At 51.9% G+C, this 20,869-nt stretch carries 16 protein-coding genes and 1 pseudogene; 16 read left to right on the forward strand and 1 reads right to left on the reverse strand.

What is annotated here, in order from left to right:
* From ABZJ92_RS22485 to ABZJ92_RS14885, 12 genes and pseudogenes are all read left to right on the forward strand, one after another.
* The coding region (locus tag ABZJ92_RS22485) for a hypothetical protein (protein ID WP_369812015.1) at nt 1-63 on the forward strand (63 nt) is incomplete at its 5' end.
* 135 nt (nt 64-198) lie between these two features.
* A complete protein-coding gene (gene ycaL, locus ABZJ92_RS14835; protein WP_001295345.1) occupies nt 199-963 on the forward strand; it encodes a metallopeptidase YcaL in 765 nt (254 codons plus the stop codon).
* Between the two features lie 172 nt (nt 964-1,135).
* On the forward strand, nt 1,136-1,819 hold the full coding sequence (gene cmk, locus ABZJ92_RS14840) for a (d)CMP kinase (protein ID WP_000125013.1): 684 nt from the start codon (nt 1,136-1,138) through the stop codon (nt 1,817-1,819).
* Nucleotides 1,820-1,929: 110 nt separating this feature from the next.
* Nucleotides 1,930-3,603, forward strand: a complete 1,674-nt coding sequence (rpsA, locus tag ABZJ92_RS14845; RefSeq protein ID WP_000140327.1) for a 30S ribosomal protein S1 — start codon at nt 1,930-1,932, stop codon at nt 3,601-3,603.
* A gap of 159 nt (nt 3,604-3,762) precedes the next feature.
* Nucleotides 3,763-4,047: an integration host factor subunit beta gene (gene ihfB, locus ABZJ92_RS14850; RefSeq protein ID WP_000167336.1), complete on the forward strand. Its 285-nt coding sequence runs from the start codon at nt 3,763-3,765 to the stop codon at nt 4,045-4,047.
* 206 nt (nt 4,048-4,253) lie between these two features.
* Nucleotides 4,254-6,513, forward strand: a pseudogene (locus ABZJ92_RS14855) (ComEC family protein).
* A 36-nt stretch (nt 6,514-6,549) separates the two neighbouring features.
* Nucleotides 6,550-8,298, forward strand: a complete 1,749-nt coding sequence (msbA, locus tag ABZJ92_RS14860; RefSeq protein WP_000551266.1) for a lipid A ABC transporter ATP-binding protein/permease MsbA — start codon at nt 6,550-6,552, stop codon at nt 8,296-8,298.
* Entirely contained in the window at nt 8,295-9,281 is a 987-nt protein-coding gene (lpxK, locus tag ABZJ92_RS14865) for a tetraacyldisaccharide 4'-kinase (RefSeq protein WP_000570543.1), read from the forward strand. Before msbA ends, lpxK begins: the two co-directional genes overlap by 4 nt.
* Before the next feature lie 36 nt (nt 9,282-9,317).
* Nucleotides 9,318-10,550, forward strand: coding sequence for a crosslink repair DNA glycosylase YcaQ (gene ycaQ, locus ABZJ92_RS14870; RefSeq protein ID WP_000056529.1), 1,233 nt, complete (start codon nt 9,318-9,320; stop codon nt 10,548-10,550).
* Nucleotides 10,551-10,601: 51 nt separating this feature from the next.
* On the forward strand, nt 10,602-10,784 hold the full coding sequence (gene ycaR, locus ABZJ92_RS14875) for a protein YcaR (RefSeq protein WP_000350058.1): 183 nt from the start codon (nt 10,602-10,604) through the stop codon (nt 10,782-10,784).
* Nucleotides 10,781-11,527, forward strand: a complete 747-nt coding sequence (kdsB, locus tag ABZJ92_RS14880) for a 3-deoxy-manno-octulosonate cytidylyltransferase (RefSeq protein WP_000011599.1) — start codon at nt 10,781-10,783, stop codon at nt 11,525-11,527. Before ycaR ends, kdsB begins: the two co-directional genes overlap by 4 nt.
* A 153-nt stretch (nt 11,528-11,680) precedes the next feature.
* The gene (locus ABZJ92_RS14885) at nt 11,681-12,574 is read left to right on the forward strand and encodes a YcbJ family phosphotransferase (protein WP_000436922.1); all 894 of its coding nucleotides are present in this window, start codon (nt 11,681-11,683) and stop codon (nt 12,572-12,574) included.
* Here the strand turns inward: ABZJ92_RS14885 and elyC are convergent.
* Nucleotides 12,551-13,330, reverse strand: a complete 780-nt coding sequence (elyC, locus tag ABZJ92_RS14890; protein WP_000899599.1) for an envelope biogenesis factor ElyC — start codon at nt 13,328-13,330, stop codon at nt 12,551-12,553. The two genes, ABZJ92_RS14885 and elyC, sit on opposite strands and share 24 nt — an antisense overlap.
* A 135-nt stretch (nt 13,331-13,465) precedes the next feature.
* Here elyC and cmoM point away from each other — a divergent pair, with 135 nt between their 5' ends.
* From cmoM to mukB, 4 genes are read left to right on the forward strand one after another with little or no spacing between them, the layout of a single operon-like run.
* Nucleotides 13,466-14,251, forward strand: a complete 786-nt coding sequence (cmoM, locus tag ABZJ92_RS14895; RefSeq protein WP_005047510.1) for a tRNA uridine 5-oxyacetic acid(34) methyltransferase CmoM — start codon at nt 13,466-13,468, stop codon at nt 14,249-14,251.
* Entirely contained in the window at nt 14,248-15,570 is a 1,323-nt protein-coding gene (gene mukF / locus ABZJ92_RS14900) for a chromosome partition protein MukF (protein WP_025745393.1), read from the forward strand. The genes cmoM and mukF overlap by 4 nt, the downstream gene beginning before the upstream one ends.
* The gene (gene mukE / locus ABZJ92_RS14905; protein WP_001295931.1) at nt 15,551-16,255 is read left to right on the forward strand and encodes a chromosome partition protein MukE; all 705 of its coding nucleotides are present in this window, start codon (nt 15,551-15,553) and stop codon (nt 16,253-16,255) included. Before mukF ends, mukE begins: the two co-directional genes overlap by 20 nt.
* Nucleotides 16,255-20,715 (forward strand): chromosome partition protein MukB, encoded by a 4,461-nt coding sequence (gene mukB / locus ABZJ92_RS14910; RefSeq protein ID WP_000572706.1) that lies wholly within the window; start codon nt 16,255-16,257, stop codon nt 20,713-20,715. Before mukE ends, mukB begins: the two co-directional genes overlap by 1 nt.
* Nucleotides 20,716-20,869: the final 154 nt, after the last annotated feature.

The raw sequence follows: 20,869 nt of genomic DNA on the forward strand, positions 1-20,869 counted from the left end.
GTGGTAAAGGAGAGGCCCTGGAAATACCCCACAGCCCCGAAAAAGAGCCAGTCAGTTGCTTAACTGACTGGCATTACGGCACATTGTCGGCGTTTTTTTTCGGACCTTGTGAGTCATTTTGATTAATGGTAGCGTCGCTTGTCAATGTAAGTTGTTGATACATAATATTTATATATGATTAATCAACGGATGATTCACATGAAGAATACTAAATTACTGCTGGCGATTGCGACCTCTGCAGCATTACTGACAGGGTGTCAAAATACCCACGGTATTGATACCAATATGGCTATCAGCTCCGGTTTAAATGCCTATAAAGCAGCAACATTAAGCGATGCCGATGCAAAAGCGATTGCCAATCAGGGCTGTGCCGAAATGGACAGCGGCAATCAAGTCGCAAGTAAATCCAGCAAGTACGGTAAACGTCTGGCAAAAATCGCCAAAGCATTGGGTAACAATATTAATGGCACGCCGGTCAACTATAAGGTTTATATGACCAGCGACGTCAACGCATGGGCGATGGCGAACGGCTGTGTTCGTGTCTACAGTGGCCTGATGGACATGATGAATGACAACGAAATTGAAGGTGTTCTGGGCCATGAACTGGGCCACGTCGCGTTGGGTCACTCGCTGGCTGAAATGAAAGCTTCTTATGCGATCGTTGCCGCACGCGATGCCATTTCAGCTACCAGCGGTGTGGCTTCCCAGCTTTCCCGCTCACAATTGGGTGATATCGCAGAAGGCGCTATTAATGCTAAATACTCCCGTGATAAAGAGTCCGAAGCAGATGATTTCTCTTTTGATCTGTTGAAGAAACGTGGCATCAGCACCCAGGGGCTGGTTGGCAGCTTTGAAAAACTGGCTAGCCTGGATGGCGGTCGCACCCAGTCCATGTTTGACTCTCACCCACCATCAACAGAGCGTGCGCAACACATCCGTGATCGTATCGCCTCTGGTAAGTAAATCATTGTCATCTTTCGGGCTGGTCTTCTGCCAGCCCGCTATAATTGCGCAATAAATCCCCATCTGAATACAGACAAAACTGGTTTTTGCACACAACGTTAACGATTTGTGGCGTCGGCGCGTATAATGCGCGCGGTTATGTTAACGGTACGCCTGTTTTAAGGAGATAAAGATGACGGCAATTGCCCCGGTTATTACCATTGATGGCCCAAGCGGTGCAGGGAAAGGCACCTTGTGTAAGGCTATGGCGGAAGCGTTGCAATGGCATCTGCTGGACTCGGGTGCAATTTATCGCGTACTGGCATTGGCGGCATTACATCACCATGTTGATGTTGCGTCGGAAGATGCGCTGGTACCGCTGGCATCCCATCTGGATGTACGTTTTGTGTCGACCAATGGCAATCTGGAAGTGATCCTCGAAGGGGAAGATGTCAGCGGCGAAATTCGTACTCAGGAAGTGGCGAATGCGGCTTCACAAGTCGCGGCATTCCCACGCGTTCGTGAAGCATTATTGCGTCGCCAACGCGCGTTTCGCGAATTACCAGGTCTGATTGCCGATGGCCGCGACATGGGAACGGTGGTATTCCCTGATGCACCAGTGAAAATTTTCCTTGACGCCTCCTCGGAAGAACGTGCGCATCGCCGCATGCTACAGTTGCAGGAGAAGGGCTTTAGTGTTAACTTCGAGCGCCTTTTGGCCGAGATCAAAGAACGCGACGACCGCGATCGTAACCGAGCGGTAGCGCCACTGGTTCCGGCAGCCGATGCTTTAGTGTTGGATTCCACCACCTTAAGCATTGAGCAATTGATTGAAAAAGCGCTACAATACGCGCGCCAGAAATTGGCTCTCGCATAAGCGACCGAATTTGCAGTACCCCCGTTGCAATGGAATGACAGCGGGTATGTTAAACAACCCCATCCGGCATGGAGCCAGGTGGACGTTAAATATAAACCTGAAGATTAAACATGACTGAATCTTTTGCTCAACTCTTTGAAGAGTCCTTAAAAGAAATCGAAACCCGCCCGGGTTCTATCGTTCGTGGCGTTGTTGTTGCTATCGACAAAGACGTAGTACTGGTTGACGCTGGTCTGAAATCTGAGTCCGCCATCCCGGCTGAGCAGTTCAAAAACGCCCAGGGCGAGCTGGAAATCCAGGTAGGTGACGAAGTTGACGTTGCTCTGGACGCAGTAGAAGACGGCTTCGGTGAAACTCTGCTGTCCCGTGAGAAAGCTAAACGTCACGAAGCCTGGATCACGCTGGAAAAAGCTTACGAAGATGCTGAAACTGTTACCGGTGTTATCAACGGCAAAGTTAAGGGCGGCTTCACTGTTGAGCTGAACGGTATTCGTGCGTTCCTGCCAGGTTCTCTGGTAGACGTTCGTCCGGTGCGTGACACTCTGCACCTGGAAGGCAAAGAGCTTGAATTTAAAGTAATCAAGCTGGATCAGAAGCGCAACAACGTTGTTGTTTCTCGTCGTGCCGTTATCGAATCCGAAAACAGCGCAGAGCGCGATCAGCTGCTGGAAAACCTGCAGGAAGGCATGGAAGTTAAAGGTATCGTTAAGAACCTCACTGACTACGGTGCATTCGTTGATCTGGGCGGCGTTGACGGCCTGCTGCACATCACTGACATGGCCTGGAAACGCGTTAAGCATCCGAGCGAAATCGTCAACGTGGGCGACGAAATCACTGTTAAAGTGCTGAAGTTCGACCGCGAACGTACCCGTGTATCCCTGGGCCTGAAACAGCTGGGCGAAGATCCGTGGGTAGCTATCGCTAAACGTTATCCGGAAGGTACCAAACTGACTGGTCGCGTGACCAACCTGACTGACTACGGCTGCTTCGTTGAAATCGAAGAAGGCGTTGAAGGTCTGGTACACGTTTCCGAAATGGATTGGACCAACAAAAACATCCACCCGTCCAAAGTTGTTAACGTTGGCGATGTAGTGGAAGTTATGGTTCTGGATATCGACGAAGAACGTCGTCGTATCTCCCTGGGTCTGAAACAGTGCAAAGCTAACCCGTGGCAGCAGTTCGCGGAAACCCACAACAAGGGCGACCGTGTTGAAGGTAAAATCAAGTCTATCACTGACTTCGGTATCTTCATCGGCCTGGACGGCGGCATCGACGGCCTGGTTCACCTGTCTGACATCTCCTGGAACGTTGCAGGCGAAGAAGCAGTTCGTGAATACAAAAAAGGCGACGAAATCGCTGCAGTTGTTCTGCAGGTTGACGCAGAACGTGAACGTATCTCCCTGGGCGTTAAACAGCTCGCAGAAGATCCGTTCAACAACTGGGTTGCTCTGAACAAGAAAGGCGCTATCGTAACCGGTAAAGTAACTGCAGTTGACGCTAAAGGCGCAACCGTAGAACTGGCTGACGGCGTTGAAGGTTACCTGCGTGCTTCTGAAGCATCCCGTGACCGCGTTGAAGACGCTACCCTGGTTCTGAGCGTTGGCGACGAAGTTGAAGCTAAATTCACCGGCGTTGATCGTAAAAACCGCGCAATCAGCCTGTCTGTTCGTGCGAAAGACGAAGCTGACGAGAAAGATGCAATCGCAACTGTTAACAAACAGGAAGATGCAAACTTCTCCAACAACGCAATGGCTGAAGCTTTCAAAGCAGCTAAAGGCGAGTAATTCTCTGACTCTTCGGGATTTTTATTCCGAAGTTTGTTGAGTTTACTTGACAGATTGCAGGTTTCGTCCTGTAATCAAGCACTAAGGGCGGCTACGGCCGCCCTTAATCAATGCAGCAACAGCAGCCGCTTAATTTGCCTTTAAGGAACCGGAGGAATCATGACCAAGTCAGAATTGATAGAAAGACTTGCCACCCAGCAATCGCACATTCCCGCCAAGACGGTTGAAGATGCAGTAAAAGAGATGCTGGAGCATATGGCCTCGACTCTTGCGCAGGGCGAGCGTATTGAAATCCGCGGTTTCGGCAGTTTCTCTTTGCACTACCGCGCACCACGTACCGGACGTAATCCGAAGACTGGCGATAAAGTAGAACTGGAAGGAAAATACGTTCCTCACTTTAAACCTGGTAAAGAACTGCGCGATCGCGCCAATATTTACGGTTAAGTTTTTACTCAAACTTGAACGCGAGAAAAGCACCTGTCGGGTGCTTTTTTCAATTCTCTAATCAGGAACTGGAAGCTGCCTCGCAGAGTTTTGAGCAGTTTTCACCCTTTCGTTAAATTCTTCTGAATGTGCCTCGGGGAACGCAAAATTCCCACCAGACAACCGCTCAACAAAGTTGCACACTTTCCATAAACAGGGAGGGGTGCATGAAAATAACGACAGTCGGCGTATGCATAATTTGCGGAATTTTTCCGTTGCTGATTTTGCCCCAATTGCCTAGGACATTAACCCTTGCGTTTCTGACTCTCTTCGCCTGCGTACTGGCATTTATCCCTGTTAAAACCGTCCGTTATATCGCGCTGACGTTGCTGTTTTTCGTTTGGGGCATATTATCAGCAAAGCAAATTTTGTGGGCAGGAGAAACCTTAACTGGCGCGACGCAGGATGCAATTGTTGAGATCACTGCAACTGACGGCATGACCACTCATTACGGTCAAATTACTTATCTACAAGGTCGACGTATATTCCCTGCGCCAGGCCTTGTGCTGTATGGCGAATAACTTCCGCAAGCGGTTTGTGCTGGACAACAATGGTCAATGAAACTCAAAGTTCGTGCAGTTCATGGCCAACTTAATGATGGCGGCTTTGATAGCCAGCGTTATGCCATTGCCCAGCATCAGCCGCTCACCGGCCGTTTTCTGCAGGCAAGTGTCATTGAACCGAATTGTAGCCTGCGTGCACAGTATCTGGCGTCACTACAAACAACGCTGCAACCCTATCCGTGGAATGCGGTTATTCTTGGTTTAGGTATGGGGGAACGGTTATCCGTCCCCAAAGAAATCAAAAATATCATGCGCGATACTGGAACGGCGCATTTAATGGCGATATCGGGATTGCACATCGCTTTTGCGGCGTTGCTGGCTGCCGGACTCATTCGCAGTGGACAAATTTTTCTGCCTGGGCGCTGGATCCACTGGCAAATACCATTAATTGGCGGAATCTGCTGTGCTGCTTTTTATGCCTGGTTGACGGGAATGCAACCTCCTGCATTGCGTACCGTGGTGGCGCTTGCTACGTGGGGAATGCTTAAGTTAAGTGGGCGACAGTGGAGTGGCTGGGATGTATGGATATGTTGTCTGGCGGCAATTTTGCTGATGGATCCTGTTGCCATTCTCTCGCAAAGTTTATGGCTCTCTGCCGCTGCGGTCGCGGCACTGATTTTTTGGTATCAGTGGTTTCCCTGTCCTGAGTGGCAACTGCCGCCGGTATTGCGTGCAGTTGTTTCCCTCATCCATCTGCAACTGGGAATCACACTCCTGCTTATGCCCATGCAAATCGTCATATTTCATGGCATTAGTCTGACCTCGTTTATTGCAAATCTATTTGCAATTCCCTTGGTGACATTTATCACGGTTCCGTTGATCCTCGCCGCGATGGTTGTGCATTTTAGCGGGCCGTTAATCCTGGAACAGGGGTTATGGTTTCTTGCCGACCGGTCTTTGGCTTTACTTTTCTGGGGGTTAAAGAGTTTGCCGGAAGGGTGGATCAACATTGTTGAATGTTGGCAATGGCTATCATTTTCCCCATGGTTCTTACTGGTGGTATGGCGATTAAACGCCTGGCGAACGTTGCCAGCAATGTGTGTGGCTGGAGGCTTGCTGATGTGCTGGCCGCTGTGGCAAAAACCTCGACCTGACGAGTGGCAGCTGTACATGCTTGATGTCGGGCAAGGGCTGGCAATGGTGATAGCCAGAAACGGCAAAGCGATTCTCTATGACACAGGACTGGCCTGAAGGGGATAGTGGGCAACAACTGATTATCCCCTGGCTCCACTGGCATAATCTTGAACCGGAAGGCGTTATTCTGAGCCATGAACATCTGGATCACCGGGGAGGGCTGGATTCAATATTGCATATATGGCCGATGTTATGGATCAGAAGTCCGTTAAACTGGGAACATCATCAGCCCTGTGTGCGTGGCGAAGCGTGGCAGTGGCAAGGATTGCGTTTCAGCGCGCACTGGCCTTTACAAGGTAGCAACGATAAGGGAAATAACCATTCCTGTGTGGTTAAGGTTGATGACGGGACGAATAGCATTCTTCTAACCGGTGATATTGAAGCCCCAGCTGAACAAAAGATGCTAAGCCGTTACTGGCAGCAAGTGCAGGCAACATTGCTTCAGGTACCTCACCATGGCAGTAATACCTCATCATCGTTGCCATTAATTCAGCGAGTGAATGGAAAAGTGGCACTCGCATCGGCATCGCGCTATAACGCATGGCGATTGCCCTCTAACAAAGTTAAGCATCGCTATCAACAGAAAGGATATCAATGGCTTGATACTCCACATCAGGGGCAAGTGACGGTCAATTTTTCAGCACAAGGCTGGCGGATTAGCAGCCTCAGAGAGCAAATTTTACCTCGTTGGTATCATCAGTGGTTTGGCGTGCCAGTGGATAACGGGTAGAATATGCGGCTATTTCAACAAATGCTGGTTTTTTGAATGCATAACGACAAAGATCTCTCTACGTGGCAGACATTCCGCCGACTGTGGCCAACCATTGCGCCTTTCAAAGCGGGTCTGATCGTGGCGGGCGTAGCGTTAATCCTCAACGCAGCCAGCGATACCTTCATGTTATCGCTCCTTAAGCCACTTCTTGATGATGGCTTTGGTAAAACAGATCGCTCCGTGCTGGTGTGGATGCCGCTGGTGGTGATCGGACTGATGATTTTACGTGGTATCACCAGCTATGTCTCCAGCTACTGTATCTCCTGGGTATCAGGAAAGGTGGTAATGACCATGCGTCGCCGCCTGTTTGGTCACATGATGGGAATGCCAGTTTCATTCTTTGACAAACAGTCAACGGGTACGCTGTTGTCACGTATCACCTACGATTCCGAACAGGTTGCTTCTTCTTCTTCCGGCGCACTGATTACTGTTGTGCGTGAAGGTGCGTCGATCATCGGCCTGTTCATCATGATGTTCTATTACAGTTGGCAACTGTCGATCATTTTGATTGTGCTGGCACCGATTGTTTCGATTGCGATTCGCGTAGTATCGAAGCGTTTTCGCAACATCAGTAAAAACATGCAGAACACCATGGGGCAAGTGACCACCAGTGCAGAACAAATGCTGAAGGGCCACAAAGAAGTATTGATTTTCGGTGGTCAGGAAGTGGAAACGAAACGCTTCGATAAAGTCAGTAACCGAATGCGTCTTCAGGGGATGAAAATGGTTTCAGCCTCTTCCATCTCTGATCCGATCATTCAGCTGATCGCCTCTTTGGCGCTGGCGTTTGTTCTGTATGCGGCGAGCTTCCCAAGTGTTATGGATAACCTGACTGCCGGTACGATTACCGTTGTTTTCTCTTCAATGATTGCACTGATGCGTCCGCTGAAATCGCTGACCAACGTTAACGCCCAGTTCCAGCGCGGTATGGCGGCTTGTCAGACGCTGTTTACCATTCTGGACAGTGAGCAGGAGAAAGACGAAGGTAAGCGCGTGATCGAGCGTGCGACTGGCGACGTGGAATTCCGCAATGTCACCTTTACTTATCCGGGACGTGACGTACCCGCATTGCGTAACATCAACCTGAAAATTCCGGCAGGGAAGACGGTTGCTCTGGTTGGACGCTCTGGTTCAGGTAAATCAACCATCGCCAGCCTGATCACGCGTTTTTACGATATTGATGAAGGCGAAATCCTGATGGATGGTCACGATCTGCGCGAGTATACCCTGGCGTCGTTACGTAACCAGGTTGCTCTGGTGTCGCAGAATGTCCATCTGTTTAACGATACGGTTGCTAACAACATTGCTTACGCACGGACTGAACAGTACAGCCGTGAGCAAATTGAAGAAGCGGCGCGGATGGCCTACGCCATGGACTTCATCAATAAGATGGATAACGGTCTCGATACAGTGATTGGTGAAAACGGCGTGCTGCTCTCTGGCGGTCAGCGTCAGCGTATTGCTATCGCTCGAGCCTTGCTGCGTGATAGCCCGATTCTGATTCTGGATGAAGCTACCTCGGCTCTGGATACCGAATCCGAACGTGCGATTCAGGCGGCACTGGATGAGTTGCAGAAAAACCGTACCTCTCTGGTGATTGCCCACCGCTTGTCTACCATTGAAAAGGCAGACGAAATCGTGGTCGTCGAGGATGGTGTCATTGTGGAACGCGGTACGCATAACGATTTGCTTGAGCACCGCGGCGTTTACGCGCAACTTCACAAAATGCAGTTTGGCCAATGATCGAAAAAATCTGGTCTGGTGAATCCCCTTTGTGGCGGCTATTGCTGCCACTCTCCTGGTTGTATGGCCTGGTGAGTGGCGCGATCCGTCTTTGCTATAAACTAAAACTGAAGCGCGCCTGGCGTGCCCCCGTACCGGTTGTCGTGGTTGGTAATCTCACCGCAGGCGGCAACGGAAAAACCCCGGTCGTTGTCTGGCTGGTGGAACAGTTGCAACAGCGCGGTATTCGCGTGGGGGTCGTATCGCGGGGATATGGTGGTAAGGCTGAATCTTATCCGCTGTTATTGTCGGCAGATACCACCACAGCACAGGCGGGTGATGAACCTGTGTTGATTTATCAACGCACTGATGCGCCTGTTGCGGTTTCTCCCGTTCGTTCTGATGCGGTAAAAGCCATTCTGGCGCAACACCCTGATGTGCAGATCATCGTAACCGACGACGGTTTACAGCATTACCGTCTGGCGCGTGATGTGGAAATTGTCGTTATTGATGGTGTGCGTCGCTTTGGCAATGGCTGGTGGTTGCCGGCGGGGCCAATGCGTGAGCGAGCGGGGCGCTTAAAGTCGGTTGATGCGGTAATCGTCAACGGCGGTGTCCCTCGCAGCGGTGAAATCCCCATGCATCTGCTGCCGGGTCAGGCGGTGAATTTACGTACCGGTACGCGTTGTGACGTTGCTCAGCTTGAACATGTAGTGGCGATGGCGGGGATTGGGCATCCGCCGCGCTTTTTTGCCACGCTGAAGATGTGTGGCGTACAACCGGAAAAATGTGTACCGCTGGCCGATCATCAGTCTTTGAACCATGAGGATGTCAGTGCGTTGGTAAGCGCCGGGCAAACGCTGGTAATGACTGAAAAAGATGCGGTGAAATGCCGGGCCTTTGCAGAAGAAAATTGGTGGTATTTGCCTGTAGACGCACAGCTTTCAGGTGATGAACCAGCGAAACTGCTTACGCAACTAACCTCGCTGGCTTCTGGCAACTAGTTACGCCGCGGCAGCGTTCGATTGATGGAGTCATGAATGTCGCTGCCGCACCTCTCCCTTGCTGATGCGCGTAATCTTCACCTTGCCGCACAAGGCCTGTTAAACAAACCCCGCCGTCGAGCGTCGTTGGAGGATATTCCGGCAACGATCTCCCGCATGTCCTTGCTGCAAATCGATACCATCAATATTGTTGCCCGTAGTCCATATCTGGTGCTTTTCAGTCGTCTGGGAAATTATCCTGCCCAGTGGCTGGATGAGTCTCTGGCGCGTGGCGAATTAATGGAATACTGGGCGCATGAAGCCTGCTTTATGCCGCGTAGCGACTTTCGTCTTATTCGCCACCGCATGCTGGCACCTGAAAAAATGGGCTGGAAATACAAAGACGCCTGGATGCAGGAACATGAGGCGGAAATTGCACAGTTAATTCAGCATATTCATGATAAAGGGCCGGTACGTTCAGCCGATTTTGAGCATCCTCGTAAAGGTGCAAGCGGCTGGTGGGAATGGAAGCCGCATAAACGGCATCTGGAAGGTTTATTTACTGCCGGAAAGGTGATGGTGATTGAACGGCGCAACTTCCAGCGCGTTTATGATTTAACCCACCGTGTCATGCCTGACTGGGATGATGAGCGCGATCTCGTTTCGCAAACAGAAGCAGAAATCATCATGCTGGATAACAGTGCGCGTAGCCTGGGAATATTCCGCGAACAGTGGCTGGCAGATTACTATCGGCTGAAACGTCCGGCACTGGCGGCGTGGCGCGAAGCGAGGGCTGAACAGCAGCAAATCATTGCTGTGCATGTTGAAAAATTGGGCAATCTTTGGCTGCATGCTGATTTGCTGCCGCTACTCGAGCGTGCGCTGGCCGGAAAGCTCACTGCAACGCACAGCGCGGTACTTTCGCCTTTTGATCCTGTTGTCTGGGATCGCAAACGCGCAGAGCAGCTTTTTGATTTTAGCTACCGGCTGGAGTGCTATACCCCAGCGCCGAAACGCCAGTATGGCTATTTTGTTCTGCCATTATTACATCGTGGGCAATTAGTTGGGCGAATGGATGCCAAAATGCATCGCCAGACAGGCATCCTTGAAGTTATCTCTCTGTGGTTACAGGAAGGCATTAAACCAACGACAATGCTGCAAAAAGGGTTACGTCAGGCGATTACTGATTTCGCGAGCTGGCAGCAGGCAACGCGGGTGACATTAGGACGCTGCCCGCAAGGTCTCTTTACTGATTGCCGCACTGGCTGGGAAATAGACCCCGTCGCATAAATGATTATGATAAGATTTATGCATTCATAACCCGATCCATCTGGAGGAACTATGGATCATCGTTTGCTTGAAATCATTGCCTGCCCGGTTTGCAACGGAAAACTTTGGTATAACCAGGAAAAACAAGAGCTTATTTGCAAACTGGATAACCTGGCTTTCCCGCTCCGCGATGGCATTCCAGTGTTGCTGGAAACGGAAGCCCGCGTGCTGACTGCTGATGAGAGTAAATCATGAGTTTTGTGGTCATTATTCCCGCGCGCTACGCGTCCACGCGTCTGCCCGGTAAACCATTGGTTGATATTAACGGCAAACCCATGATTGTTCATGTTCTTGAACGCGCGCGTGAATCAGGTGCCGAGCGCATCATCGTGGCAACCGATCATGATGATGTTGCCCGCGCCGTTGAAGCCGCTGGCGGTGAAGTATGTATGACGCGCGCCGATCATCAGTCAGGAACAGAACGTCTGGCGGAAGTTGTCGAAAAATGCGCATTCAGCGACGACACGGTGATCGTTAATGTGCAGGGTGATGAACCGATGATCCCTGCGACAATCATTCGTCAGGTTGCTGATAACCTCGCTCAGCGTCAGGTGGGTATGGCGACTCTGGCGGTGCCAATCCACAATGCGGAAGAAGCGTTTAACCCGAATGCGGTGAAAGTGGTTCTCGACGCTGAAGGGTATGCACTGTACTTCTCACGTGCCACCATTCCTTGGGATCGTGATCGTTTTGCAGAAGGCCTTGAAACCGTTGGCGATAACTTCCTGCGTCATCTTGGTATTTATGGCTACCGTGCAGGCTTTATCCGTCGTTACGTCAACTGGCAGGCAAGTCCGTTAGAACACATCGAAATGTTAGAGCAGCTTCGTGTTCTGTGGTACGGCGAAAAAATCCATGTTGCTGTTGCTCAGGAAGTTCCTGGCACAGGTGTGGATACCCCTGAAGATCTTGAGCGCGTTCGCGCTGAAATGCGCTAATTTCACTTCACGACACTTCAGCCAATTTTGGGAGGAGTGTCGTACCGTTACGATTTTCCTCAATTTTTCTTTTCAACAATTGATCTCATTCAGGTGACATCTTTTATATTGGCGCTCATTATGAAAGCAGTAGCTTTTATGAGGGTAATCTGAATGGAACAGCTGCGTGCCGAATTAAGCCATTTACTGGGCGAAAAACTCAGTCGTATTGAGTGCGTCAATGAAAAAGCGGATACGGCGTTGTGGGCTTTGTATGACAGCCAGGGAAACCCAATGCCGTTAATGGCAAGAAGCTTTAGTACGCCCGGAAAAGCCCGACAACTGGCATGGAAAACCACCATGCTGGCAAGAAGTGGGACTGTCCGTATGCCGACTATTTATGGTGTGATGACGCATGAAGAACACCCCGGCCCTGATGTCCTGCTACTGGAGCGGATGCGTGGTGTTTCGGTGGAGGCACCAGCCCGAACACCAGAACGCTGGGAACAGCTCAAAGACCAAATCGTTGAAGCCTTACTGGCCTGGCACCGTCAGGACAGTCGCGGTTGCGTCGGCGCGGTCGACAATACTCAGGAAAATTTCTGGCCCTCATGGTACCGGCAACATGTTGAAGTGCTATGGACCACGCTCAATCAGTTCAATAACACCGGTCTGACGATGCAGGATAAGCGGATCCTGTTTCGCACTCGCGAATGTCTCCCGGCATTATTTGAAGGCTTTAACGACAATTGTGTGTTGATTCACGGTAACTTCTGTTTACGCAGCATGCTGAAAGATTCGCGCAGCGATCAGTTACTGGCGATGGTCGGGCCGGGACTAATGCTTTGGGCACCGCGAGAATACGAACTGTTCCGACTAATGGATAATTCTCTGGCGGAAGATTTGCTCTGGAGTTACCTGCAACGCGCGCCAGTGGCGGAGTCGTTCATCTGGCGGCGTTGGTTGTATGTGTTATGGGATGAAGTTGCGCAACTGGTTAATACCGGACGATTTAGTCGGCGCAACTTCGATCTGGCATCAAAATCACTCTTGCCGTGGCTCGCCTGACGGACCTTTCAGCCACTGCCAGATGCGGCCAAGCGTTTCATAGCCAACACGATCGCTATGCATCAGCCAGACCGGAGAAGGGATTGCCCGTTCCCACGGATTAAGCGGCGAGTCGATGGCCAACTGATTCGCCGGGGCTGGTAGCGGATTTAACCCTTCCTGCTGAAAAAAGATCATCGCCCGCGGCAGATGTGATGCGGAGGTCACCAGCAGGAAAGGGGCGTCACCAATCGCCTGTTTCACTGCCGCAGCTTCTTCTTCGGTATCTTTTGGCAAATCCAGGGTGATAATTTGCTCGCGCGGTACGCCCAGCGATTGCGCAACTCTGGCACCTACTTCCGCTGTACTCACCGTATTGGTTTTTGCTACGCCTCCCGTGAAGATCAGTTTTGAACCCGGATTTTCGCGCCATAAACGGATACCCTCATTCAGGCGTGGCAGACTGTTATTGATTAAATTAGAGCTCGGTGCCCACTGCGGGTTCCAGGTATAACCACCTCCGAGCACCACGATATAGTCCACTTTTTGCGAATTATTCCATGTCGGATAGGTGCTTTCGATGGGACGCAGCAGGCGGTCGGCTACCGGTTGCAAACTCAATAACAAGAGTGCCAGCCACCCAATGCTAATAAAAATCTTCCCGGTTTTTTGAAAACGGCTAAACCACAGCAGCGCCAGGCCAGCGCCAATAATTAACAACATCAGCGGAAGTGGCAGCAACATATTGCCAATCACTTTTTTCAGTGTAAAAAGCATCCTTTCTGGTTCCTTTTTTAACCATATAGCAAGGGATCGCTAGCGATATTACACCAGACGGGTTCATTCTCGCCGTGGCTGTGACAAAATAGCGTCTTTATCAGAAAACGTCTTAGCCAACCGGTGGAGAAAGCAATGCAGGATCGCAATTTTGATGATATTGCGGAAAAGTTTTCCCGTAACATTTACGGCACCACCAAAGGGCAGCTTCGACAGGCTATTCTGTGGCAGGATCTCGATCGCGTGCTGGCGGAAATGGGCCCGCAAAAACTGCGTGTGCTGGATGCTGGCGGCGGAGAAGGGCAGACCGCAATCAAAATGGCCGAGCGCGGGCATCAGGTTATTTTATGCGATCTTTCTGCGCAGATGATCGACCGCGCAAAACAGGCGGCAGAAGCAAAAGGTGTGAGCGACAACATGCAATTTATACATTGCGCCGCTCAGGATGTTGCTTCGCATTTGGAAACGCCCGTTGATCTGATATTGTTCCATGCGGTGCTCGAGTGGGTGGCCGATCCCCGCAGTGTATTGCAGACCCTGTGGTCAGTGTTGCGTCCAGGCGGAGTGTTGTCGTTAATGTTCTACAATGCGCATGGTTTGTTGATGCATAACATGGTCGCCGGGAATTTTGATTACGTGCAGGCGGGAATGCCGAAAAAGAAAAAACGGACGCTTTCGCCAGATTATCCACGCGACCCGGCGCAGGTTTATCTGTGGCTGGAAGAAGCTGGTTGGCAAATTATGGGTAAGACAGGCGTTCGCGTGTTTCATGATTATCTGCGCGAGAAGTACCAGCAGCGCGACTGCTATGAAGCATTACTTGAATTAGAAACGCGTTATTGCCGTCAGGAACCGTATATTACCCTAGGGCGTTATATTCATGTCACCGCGCGCAAACCGCAGAGCAAGGATAAAGTATGAGTGAATTTTCCCAGACAGTCCCCGAACTGGTTGCCTGGGCCAGAAAAAATGACTTCTCCATCTCGCTGCCGGTAGACCGACTCTCTTTTCTGCTGGCGGTTGCCACGCTGAACGGCGAGCGTCTGGATGGTGAGATGAGTGAAGGCGAGCTGGTGGATGCATTCCGCCATGTGAGTGATGCGTTTGAGAAAACCAGCGAAACCATCGGCGTGCGCGCCAATAACGCGATCAACGACATGGTGCGTCAACGTCTGCTGAACCGCTTTACCAGCGAGCAGGCGGAAGGGAACGCAATTTACCGTCTGACGCCGCTCGGCATCGGCATTACTGACTACTACATCCGTCAGCGCGAGTTTTCTACGCTGCGTCTTTCTATGCAGTTGTCGATTGTGGCGGGTGAGCTCAAACGCGCAGCAGATGCCGCCGAAGAGGGCGGTGATGAATTTCACTGGCACCGTAATGTCTATGCGCCACTGAAATATTCGGTAGCAGAAATTTTCGACAGTATCGACCTGACGCAACGTCTGATGGACGAACAGCAGCAGCAGGTGAAGGACGATATCGCCCAGTTGCTGAACAAAGACTGGCGGGCGGCGATTTCCAGCTGTGAATTGTTGCTTTCGGAAACTTCCGGAACGCTGCGTGAATTGCAGGATACGCTGGAAGCGGCAGGCGACAAATTGCAGGCTAATCTGTTGCGCATTCAGGATGCGACGATGACCCATGACGATCTGCATTTCGTCGATCGTCTGGTGTTCGATCTGCAGAGCAAACTCGATCGTATTATCAGTTGGGGCCAGCAATCCATCGACTTGTGGATTGGCTACGACCGCCACGTACACAAATTTATTCGTACCGCGATCGATATGGATAAAAACCGCGTCTTTGCTCAGCGGTTACGTCAGTCGGTACAAACCTATTTTGATGAGCCGTGGGCGCTAACTTATGCCAATGCCGATCGTCTGCTGGATATGCGTGACGAAGAGATGGCACTGCGCGATGAAGAAGTGACTGGGGAACTTCCTGAGGATCTGGAATACGAAGAGTTTAACGAGATCCGCGAACAGCTGGCGGCGATCATCGAAGAACAACTTGCCGTGTACAAAACCAGACAAGTGCCGCTGGATCTTGGTCTGGTGGTACGCGAATATCTGTCACAGTATCCGCGTGCACGTCACTTTGACGTTGCGCGTATTGTTATTGATCAGGCGGTACGTCTTGGCGTAGCGCAAGCAGATTTCACCGGACTGCCAGCGAAATGGCAGCCGATTAATGATTACGGAGCCAAGGTACAGGCGCATGTCATCGACAAATATTGAACAAGTGATGCCGGTTAAGCTGGCGCAGGCGCTGGCGAATCCGTTATTTCCGGCGCTGGACAGCGCCTTACGTTCAGGCCGCCATATTGGCCTCGACGAACTGGATAATCATGCATTCCTGATGGATTTTCAGGAATATCTGGAAGAGTTTTACGCGCGTTATAACGTTGAGCTTATTCGCGCACCGGAAGGGTTCTTCTATTTACGCCCACGTTCCACCACTCTTATCCCGCGTTCCGTCTTGTCGGAACTGGATATGATGGTCGGGAAAATCCTCTGTTATCTCTATCTCAGCCCGGAACGGCTGGCGAATGAGGGGATTTTCACCCAGCAGGAACTGTACGACGAACTGCTCACCCTGGCCGATGAAGCGAAACTGCTGAAACTGGTGAACAACCGTTCAACCGGTTCAGACGTTGACCGTCAGAAGTTGCAGGAGAAAGTACGTTCTTCGCTCAACCGTCTGCGTCGTTTAGGCATGGTGTGGTTTATGGGCCACGACAGCAGCAAGTTCCGCATTACCGAATCGGTGTTCCGCTTCGGAGCCGATGTGCGTGCTGGCGACGATCCCCGTGAAGCACAGCGTCGCCTGATTCGTGATGGCGAAGCAATGCCGATTGAAAATCATCTGCAACTCAACGATGAAACCGAAGAGAGTCAGCCAGATAGCGGAGAGGAAGAATAATGATTGAACGCGGTAAATTTCGCTCACTGACGCTGATTAACTGGAACGGCTTTTTTGCCCGAACTTTTGACCTTGACGAGCTGGTCACGACGCTTTCCGGCGGTAACGGGGCGGGTAAATCCACCACGATGGCGGCGTTCGTTACGGCGCTGATCCCCGACCTGACCCTGCTGCATTTCCGTAACACTACGGAAGCCGGGGCCACCAGCGGTTCGCGCGATAAAGGTCTGCACGGTAAGCTGAAAGCGGGTGTCTGTTATTCGATGCTCGACACCATTAACTCGCGCCACCAGCGCGTGGTGGTCGGTGTGCGTCTGCAACAGGTTGCCGGACGCGATCGTAAAGTGGATATCAAACCATTTGCCATTCAGGGACTGCCGATGTCGGTGCAGCCGACACAGCTGGTGACCGAAACCCTGAACGAACGCCAGGCGCGCGTGCTGCCGCTTAACGAGCTGAAAGACAAGCTCGAGGCGATGGAAGGCGTGCAGTTTAAACAGTTCAACTCCATTACCGATTACCACTCGCTGATGTTCGATCTGGGCATCATCGCGCGTCGTCTGCGCTCCGCATCTGACCGTAGCAAATTCTATCGTCTGATCGAAGCTTCGCTGTATGGCGGGATCTCCAGTGCCATTACCCGTTCTCTGCGCGACTACCTGTTGCCGGAAAACAGCGGCGTGCGTAAAGCGTTCCAGGACATGGAAGCGGCGCTGCGTGAAAACCGCATGACGCTGGAAGCGATTCGTGTCACCCAGTCGGACCGTGACCTGTTTAAGCATCTGATCAGCGAAGCTACCAACTACGTGGCGGCGGACTACATGCGTCACGCCAACGAGCGCCGTGTCCATCTCGACAAAGCCCTGGAGTTTCGTCGCGAGCTACATACTTCGCGTCAGCAACTGGCGGCTGAGCAGTACAAACACGTCGATATGGCGCGTGAGCTGGCAGAGCACAACGGTGCCGAAGGTGATCTGGAAGCGGATTATCAGGCGGCCAGCGATCACCTGAACCTGGTGCAAACCGCATTGCGTCAGCAGGAGAAGATCGAACGCTACGAAGTGGATCTCGATGAGCTGCAGATCCGTCTGGAAGAGCAAAATGAAGTGGTGGCAGAAGCCATCGAACGCCAGGAAGAGAATGAGGCTCGCGCGGAAGCTGCCGAACTGGAAGTGGACGAGCTGAAAAGCCAGCTTGCTGACTACCAGCAGGCGCTGGACGTCCAGCAAACGCGCGCGATCCAGTATAACCAGGCGATTGCTGCGCTTAATCGTGCCAAAGAACTGTGCCATCTGCCGGACTTAACCGCCGACAGCGCCGCCGAATGGCTGGAAACCTTCCAGGCGAAAGAGCTGGAAGCGACTGAAAAAATGCTCTCTCTTGAGCAGAAAATGAGCATGGCGCAAACCGCGCACAGCCAGTTTGAGCAGGCTTATCAGCTGGTGGTGGCAATCAACGGTCCGCTGGCGCGTAACGAGGCGTGGGATGTCGCTCGCGAACTATTGCGCGAAGGGGTTGATCAGCGTCACCTGGCAGAGCAGGTTCAGCCGTTGCGGATGCGCTTAAGCGAACTGGAACAGCGTCTGCGTGAGCAGCAAGAAGCTGAGCGTCTGCTGGCAGATTTCTGCAAACGTCAGGGCAAGAATTTTGATATTGATGAACTGGAAGCTCTGCATCAGGAGCTGGAAGCACGCATTGCCTCTCTTTCCGATAGCGTATCTAACGCCCGTGAAGAGCGGATGGCACTGCGGCAGGAACAGGAACAGCTGCAGTCTCGCATTCAGAGTTTGATGCAGCGTGCACCGGTTTGGCTGGCAGCGCAAAACAGTCTCAACCAGTTGAGTGAACAGTGCGGCGAAGAGTTCTCCTCCAGCCAGGACGTCACTGAATATCTGCAACAGTTGCTGGAGCGTGAGCGCGAGGCGATTGTTGAACGCGATGAAGTAGGCGCGCGCAAAAACGCCGTCGATGAAGAGATCGAACGTTTAAGCCAGCCTGGCGGCTCTGAAGATCAGCGTCTGAACGCGCTGGCGGAGCGTTTTGGTGGTGTGCTGCTGTCAGAAATTTATGACGACGTTAGCCTGGAAGATGCGCCGTACTTCTCGGCTCTGTATGGCCCGTCACGCCACGCCATCGTGGTGCCAGATCTGTCACAGGTAACCGAACACCTGGAAGGCTTGACCGATTGCCCGGAAGATCTCTATTTGATCGAAGGGGATCCGCAGTCATTCGATGATAGCGTGTTCAGCGTTGATGAGCTGGAAAAAGCGGTGGTGGTGAAAATCGCCGATCGACAGTGGCGTTATTCACGTTTCCCGGAAGTGCCGCTGTTTGGTCGTGCTGCGCGTGAAAGCCGTATTGAAAGCCTCCATGCCGAGCGTGAAGTGCTTTCCGAACGCTTCGCCACGCTCTCCTTTGATGTACAGAAAACCCAGCGTCTGCATCAGGCGTTCAGCCGCTTTATCGGCAGTCATCTGGCGGTGGCGTTTGAGTCTGACCCGGAAGCAGAAATCCGTCAACTGAACAGCCGTCGAGTCGAACTGGAGCGGGCGTTGAGTAATCATGAAAATGATAACCAGCAGCAGCGTATTCAGTTTGAGCAGGCGAAAGAAGGCGTTACGGCGCTGAACCGCATTCTGCCGCGTCTCAACCTGTTGGCTGATGACAGCCTGGCGGATCGCGTCGATGAAATCCGCGAACGTCTGGATGAAGCCCAGGAAGCCGCGCGTTTTGTTCAGCAGTTTGGCAATCAACTGGCGAAACTGGAACCGATCGTTTCGGTATTGCAGAGCGACCCGGAACAGTTCGAACAGTTAAAAGAAGATTACGCGTACTCTCAGCAGATGCAGCGCGATGCCCGTCAGCAAGCGTTTGCCCTGACGGAAGTGGTGCAGCGTCGTGCGCACTTTAGCTATTCTGACTCGGCAGAAATGCTTAGCGGTAACAGCGATCTCAACGAAAAACTGCGTGAACGTCTGGAACAGGCGGAAGCGGAGCGTACCCGCGCTCGCGAAGCGTTGCGCGGTCACGCAGCGCAGTTGAGTCAGTACAACCAGGTGCTGGCTTCGCTGAAAAGTTCTTACGACACCAAAAAAGAGCTACTCAACGATCTGCAACGTGAATTGCAGGATATCGGCGTGCGTGCTGATAGCGGGGCAGAAGAGCGGGCGCGTATTCGCCGTGACGAGCTGCATGCGCAACTGAGCAATAACCGTTCACGCCGCAATCAACTGGAAAAAGCGCTTACCTTCTGCGAAGCGGAGATGGACAACCTGACCCGCAAACTGCGCAAGCTGGAGCGGGATTACTTTGAGATGCGCGAGCAGGTAGTGACCGCCAAAGCGGGCTGGTGTGCGGTGATGCGCATGGTGAAAGATAACGGCGTTGAGCGCCGCTTACACCGTCGTGAGCTGGCTTATCTCTCCGCTGATGATTTGCGTTCCATGTCGGATAAGGCGTTAGGTGCGCTGCGTCTGGCGGTGGCGGATAACGAACATCTGCGCGACGTGCTGCGCATGTCGGAAGATCCGAAACGTCCGGAGCGTAAAATTCAGTTCTTCGTGGCGGTTTATCAGCATCTGCGTGAACGTATTCGTCAGGATATTATTCGTACCGATGATCCGGTGGAAGCTATCGAACAGATGGAGATTGAACTTAGCCGTCTGACCGAAGAATTAACCTCCCGTGAACAGAAACTGGCGATCAGTTCCCGCAGCGTGGCGAACATCATTCGCAAAACCATTCAGCGCGAGCAGAACCGTATCCGTATGCTCAACCAGGGGTTGCAGAACGTATCGTTTGGTCAGGTGAACAGCGTGCGTCTCAACGTGAACGTGCGTGAAACGCACGCCATGCTGCTGGATGTGCTCTCTGAACAGCACGAGCAGCATCAGGATCTGTTTAACAGCAACCGTCTGACCTTCTCGGAAGCGTTGGCGAAATTGTATCAGCGTCTTAATCCGCAGATTGATATGGGGCAGCGCACGCCGCAGACCATTGGCGAAGAACTGCTGGATTACCGCAACTATCTGGAAATGGAAGTTGAGGTTAACCGTGGTTCCGATGGTTGGTTGCGCGCAGAGTCTGGTGCATTGTCGACCGGTGAGGCGATTGGTACCGGTATGTCGATTCTGGTGATGGTGGTACAAAGCTGGGAAGATGAATCTCGCCGCCTGCGCGGTAAAGATATCTCTCCTTGCCGCCTGCTGTTCCTCGATGAAGCAGCGCGACTGGATGCTCGTTCTATCGCCACGCTGTTTGAATTGTGTGAACGTTTGCAAATGCAGCTCATCATCGCAGCGCCGGAAAATATCAGTCCGGAAAAAGGCACCACCTATAAACTGGTACGTAAAGTCTTCCAGAATACCGAACATGTTCACGTCGTCGGCCTGCGAGGATTTGCGCCGCAACTCCCTGAAACGCTTCTAGGAAGAGACGAAGCGCCTTCCCAGGCGAGTTAAAATTAAGGCGGCAGCAATGCCGCCTTTTCTTTTTCCGAAAACTCCGTTTCTGCACTAAAAAAATGGCACATAACGGCGTAATGCCGATCAGTTAAGGATCAGTTGACCGATCCAGTGGCTGTGTAAGAATCCGGAAACGCTCACTTGTTTCCGG

This window comes from Shigella sp. FJ200513 (genome assembly GCF_040495915.1).
GTDB lineage: Bacteria > Pseudomonadota > Gammaproteobacteria > Enterobacterales > Enterobacteriaceae > ECMA0423.